This is a genomic window from Verrucomicrobium sp. BvORR034 (assembly GCF_000739635.1).
GTDB lineage: Bacteria > Verrucomicrobiota > Verrucomicrobiia > Verrucomicrobiales > Verrucomicrobiaceae > Verrucomicrobium.
Window position 1 is genome coordinate 1 of record NZ_BATQ01000169.1, and the last position, 5469, is coordinate 5469.

General features: G+C 62.5%; 4 protein-coding genes. All 4 read left to right on the forward strand.

What is annotated here, in order from left to right:
* Positions 1-831 precede the first annotated feature (831 nt).
* The 4 genes from BV034_RS29620 to malQ all read left to right on the forward strand — a co-directional run bounded on the left by BV034_RS29620 (position 832) and on the right by malQ (position 4969).
* Entirely contained in the window at positions 832-1074 is a 243-nt protein-coding gene (locus tag BV034_RS29620; RefSeq protein WP_050030557.1) for a helix-turn-helix domain-containing protein, read from the forward strand.
* 139 nt (positions 1075-1213) lie between these two features.
* Complete coding sequence (locus BV034_RS29625) at positions 1214-2686, forward strand: hypothetical protein (protein WP_050030558.1); 1473 nt, start codon at positions 1214-1216, stop codon at positions 2684-2686.
* Between the two features lie 209 nt (positions 2687-2895).
* Entirely contained in the window at positions 2896-3303 is a 408-nt protein-coding gene (locus tag BV034_RS29630) for a hypothetical protein (protein WP_050030559.1), read from the forward strand.
* A 130-nt stretch (positions 3304-3433) separates the two neighbouring features.
* Positions 3434-4969 (forward strand): 4-alpha-glucanotransferase, encoded by a 1536-nt coding sequence (malQ, locus tag BV034_RS29635; RefSeq protein ID WP_050030560.1) that lies wholly within the window; start codon positions 3434-3436, stop codon positions 4967-4969.
* Positions 4970-5469: the final 500 nt, after the last annotated feature.

Consider the following 5469-nt stretch of genomic DNA (forward strand, 5'->3'; position numbering starts at 1 on the left):
GCAGTCGTGGCGGTTGCACCATCGCGACTCCGAGCCGCGCCAAGGCAAAACAGCAAGACGATGCGTTTTCCCTGATGGCATTGGGCTTCAGCCTGCGGGAGACTGGGCAACTGAAGCGGTTGTCGTGACCTGAAGCAGGACTCTGGGCGCCATGCCCCTGATTCAAGGCCTCCTCCCGTCTCAGGTCTTCTGTCTTGTGTCTTCCAGTCTTGTGTCTCCCGCGCAGCGGGCGATGCCGGAGGCATCCCAGCCATTAGCCGGATGGTTGAGGGAGCGTAGCGACTGATACCTCCGGTTGGGAGACAAGGAGGATCCCACCCCGGCAGGGGTGGCAGCAAGGTCGCAGTTCCAGTGCGTCAGTGCGTCAAGGTGTTGGAGCCGAAGTTGTACGGAGTACAGGCTTCAGCCTGCGGGAGACTGGGCAACTGAAGCGGTTGTCGTGACCTGAAGCAGGACTCTGGGACGCCATGCCCCTGATTCAAGGCCTCCTCCCGTCTCAGGTCTTCTGTCTTGTATCTTCCAGTCTTGTGTCTCCCGCGCAGCGGGCGATGCCTCCGGCATCCAAATGCGGCACGTCCCGCAAGTCTCCACCTGAGCAAGAAGAGTCGAAATACGTCTCCGTGGCGCACTGCGTGTCGCATTTTTCATTCACAAGTCACTCACGCACAATCCTATACAACAGAATGAGCAAAAACATCGTTTTTGGCAAAAAGTCCAAAAAGGGTGTCGATGGTGTCGCACCTCCCCCCGGGCAGGAGCCCCTTGCTCAAAAAAAGCGCACACCTCACAGTTCCCCCTTGTGTGGGACGCGAGCTTAGCGCACATTACTCAATGGTTGTTAATGCGTCTGACAGTGCATCTCAGGGTGAGGAACAGCTTCTGACCAAACCGGAGGTCGCGCGGCTCCTGCGGGTGAGATCGAAGACGATCGAGCGGTTCATGAGCCAGCGCGATCTTCCTTACATCAAGCTTGGGCGTCTGGTGCGCTACGAACGAGCGGCGGTGGAAGCGTTCAAGCAGCGGCTTACCGTAGGCGCGACGAACAGCCCGGGCGGCACCGCCCCCGGCGCCTGATATTTCCTTTATCCCCACACCCGGCCACAGCGGGGGGCCAGCCAGAACTTCATCACCCAGGCGACCCCACCGCACGGGCATGGGATGGCTTTGCCCATGGCCCGCGCCCGGTTCTCCATTCAGCAAAAACCAAAACCTCATGTCCCTGACAATCACCGAGCCCCATCAAACCAAAGACAAAGACAAGGCCCATGCCAGAGCCAAAACCCGGGCGCGAGCGAAGGCCAAAACCCCAACCCTGGACCCGGAGATCCGCCGCGACATCACGGCGGAGATTGTCAACAGCCCCGCCCACCACCGGGCCCTGCGGCGGAGCCATGCCGCCTGGTTTGATCAGGTCTGGTATGACACGTACCGGAAGGAATACCTGGTGCTGAATCACAACGGCGACTGGTTCCCGGTGCAAGACGGGACCCTGCGCCGCCACTGCAAGGTGCGCGGCATGCTCACAGCATCCGCCAAACACGAAGTTGCCTCCGAGTTCGAGGAATACGCGACCATGGTGCAGAGCCACCGCCCCGTGGGTTATGCCGGGCCCCTCGCCGGGCACTGCAAAGGCCTGCGCCGGGTGAACGGCCAGATGATTCTGGTCACTACCGATCCCTGCCTGCCCCAGCCCATGCCAGGCCCGTGGCCGGTCATGCATGCGCTCATCGAAGGGCTCTTCGCCAGTCCAGAGCATGACCAGCGCGTGTACCTCTACGGCTGGCTGCAATGCGCCATCCAGGCACTCCACGCCCACTGGCGGAAGGCAGGCCAGGTGCTCGTCATGGCCGGGCCGGTGAAGAGCGGCAAGTCCCTGTTCCAGAAACTGATCACCCAGCTCCTGGGCGGTCGCGAATGCCGCCCCTACGGCTACATGACAGGGGCCACAGACTTCAATGCCGACATGTTCGGCTGCGAGCACCTCCGTCTGGATGATGAGAACGGCAACACCGACATCAAAGCCCGCCGCCAGTTCGGCGCCCGCATCAAGGAGCTGCTCTACGGCCATGAGCAGCGCCTGCACGGCAAGCACAAGGATGCCCTGCTGCTGGACCCCGTCTGGCGCATGAGCGTGGCCCTCAATGAAGAGCCGGAAAACATGCAGGTCCTGCCTCCGCTGGATGACAGCCTGGAAGACAAGCTCATGATTCTGCGTGCCGCCCGCTGCCCCATGCCCATGCCTACCGGCTCGCTGGAGGAGGAATCCGCCTTCTGGCAGACGCTCATGAACGAGCTGCCCCACTTCACGCACTTCCTGCTGCATGAGTTCCAGATCCCTGCTGATCTGCGGGACAGCCGCAGCGGCATCCGCCACTGGCACCATCCCGAGCTCCTCCAGTCCATCCGCGAGCTTTCCTCAGAGGTTCGTTTCCTCGCCCTGGTGGACCGCGCCCTGCTCACCCTCCACCTGCAGGAATGCTGGGAGGGCACGGCCAACGACCTGGAAGCCCAACTCCTCGCCATCCCCGACGTCCGCTCCGAAGCCCAGCGCATCCTCTATTTCCCCAATGCCTGCGGCACGTTCCTCGGCAGACTCGCCAGACTGTGCCCCGACCGCGTCCAGCATCAGAATACGCGGGCCCAACGTGGCTGGAAGGTGCGCCCCCCAGACAGCCATCGCTCGTGACAACCTGCTCACGCTCCATCCCATCGGAGACGTTCGGCCGTAGTGCTGAGGGCACAAACCATCGCCCCGGGAAGCCCCCTCCTCTGACCTTCCCCAGATCTGATGTCCGGCGTCAGCTCAGTTTCAGGTCTGGCGTCTTGTGTCTTCCAGTCTTGTGTCTCCCGCGAAGCGGGCCTTGATATACTCACCGGATTATATAACCTGCTATCATGAAACTTCGCCTCCGTGGAGACTCTCTCCGCCTCCGCCTCACTCAGACGGAAGTGCTGGCTCTCCGCGACCAGGGCGCTTACGAGGAAGCCACCACGCTGGGAGCCTCCTCAGGCCCGCGCCTGGCCTATCGCGTCGAGTCCTCCCCCAGCGGCCCCCCGTCCGTCCAACACACCGCTGACGCCCGAGGCACCACCGTCACCGTCATCCTCCCCGCCGCCGAGGTCACCACCTGGGCGGACTCCCCCAGCCAGGTGGGGATCTATTTCGTCGAGTCCTGGGGCCTCAAGGTGGCAGTGGAAAAAGACTTCCGCTGCCTGGACCCCAATCGCGACGAGGACGAGTCTGACAACTTCACCAACCCCAACGAAGGGCATCCGCATCTGAACACCTGCGATGCGGACTGAGGTACATAGTGCCTGGTGCTTGTGAAGTTCCCGCGCAGCCAGCCCGTTCGGCGCGAACGAGTTAAAAAAAGCAACGCCGCTGCCCCTTTTCGCAGCTTGCACGGCACGGCTGTTGCGCTCTTGTGACTTTATGCTCCCACTCTCCCGCTCAGCCGGCATCCTGTTGCATCCGACATCGCTGCCTGGCCGGTTTGGGGTGGGTGAGATCGGGCCGGGGGCAGAGCTCTGGCTGGAGTCGCTCCACCGCATGGGGCAGAAGGTCTGGCAGATCCTCCCGCTGGGCCCCACGGGCTACGGGAACTCCCCCTACCAGTCGCTCTCCAGCTTCGCGGGCAATCCGCTCCTCATCAGCCTGGATGCGCTGGTGAAGGACGGCATGGTGACCCCGTCTGACCTCCATATGATGCCAGAGTTCCCTGATGAGCGGGTGGACTTTGGCTCAGTGATTGAGGTGCGCATGGCCTTCCTCAAGAATGCCGCCCGCCACTTCATCAACCAGTGCAACGCCAGCCCGCTGCTGGCCCGCGCCTTTGAGGTCTTCTGCCAGCGGGAGTCCGACTGGCTGGACGACTGGGCCATGTTCATCGCCCTGAAGGAGGAGCACGACAGCAAGCCCTGGACGGAGTGGCCCCGCGAGGTGGCCCTGCGCGAGGACGTGGCCATGGCGCAAGTCATGTCCTCCCTGGAGGCGGAGATTGAGGAAGCCAAGGCCCTGCAGTTCCTCTTCCACCGCCAGTGGAACAAGCTCCGCATTCGCGCGCGGGAGCTGGGCATCGCCATCGTGGGGGACATCCCCATCTTCACCGCGCATGACAGCGCCGATGTCTGGGCGAACCGCGAGCTCTTCTCCCTGGATGAGAATGGCAATCCCACCGTCATCGCGGGCGTGCCGCCCGATTATTTCAGCGAGACCGGCCAGCGCTGGGGCAACCCGCTCTATGACTGGCCCAAGCACCTGAAGACCAACTTCAACTGGTGGAAGTCCCGCATGCGGAAGACGCTTGCACTGGTGGACGTGGTCCGTATCGACCACTTCCGGGGCTTTGCCGCGTACTGGGAGATCCCCGCCAGCGAGGCGACCGCCATCAATGGCAAGTGGGTGGAAGCACCCGGCGATGCCCTGTTTAACTCCCTCAAGGAGGAGATGGGCGAGCTCCCCATCATCGCCGAGGACCTGGGCCTCATCACGCCAGACGTTGTGGAACTGCGCGACAAACACAGCCTGCCCGGCATGCGCGTCATGCAGTTCGCCTTTGGTCCAGATACCGTGACGCCGCTCTACGACCCCGCCACCTACCCGGAGAACAGCGTGGGCTACACCGGCACGCACGACAACGACACCGTGCTGGGCCTCTTCCGCAGTGAGGCGGGCGAGGACAGCACCCGCACCGCGGAGGTGATCGAAGCCGAGCGCCGCACCATCCTCACCTACACCCAGACGGACGGCAGCGAGATCCACTGGGACTTCATCGAGCACGTCTGGAAAAGCCAGTCCCAGCTCGCCATCTGCCCCCTTCAGGATGTGCTCGGCCTCGGCAGCGAGGCCCGCATGAACATCCCTGGCAAAAGTGGCGAGTTCTGGAACTGGCGTTTCACCTGGGACCAGCTGACTTCCGCATTGGAAACGCGGCTGCGAGAGGTCACGGCGCGGCATGGACGCGTTTAGCGTCCAGTGCGTCAGTGCGTCAGTGCGTCAAGGTGTCGGAGACGAAGTTGTACGGAGTACAGGCTTCAGCCTGCGAGAGACTGGGCCACTGAAGATTGTCGTGATCTGAAGCGGGACTTGGGGACGCCATGCCCCTGATTCAAAGCTTCCTCCCGTCTCAGGTCTTCTGTCTTCCAGTCTTGTGTCTCCCGCGCAGCGGGTGATGCCGGAGGCATCCCAGCCATTAGCCGGACGGTTGATGGAGCGTAGCGACTGATACCTCCGGAAAAGGGGTCGAAAAATGTATTCCACCCCGGCAGGGGTGGCAGCAACGTCGCAGTTCCAGTGCGTCAGTGCGTCAAGGTGTCGGAGACGCAGTTGTACGGAGTACAGGCTTCAGCCTGCGGGAGACTGGGCCACTGAAGATTGTCGTGATCTGAAGCGGGACTTGGGGACGCCATGCCCCTGATTCAAAGCTTCCTCCCGTCTCAGGTCTTCTGTCTTCTGTCTTCTGTCTTCCA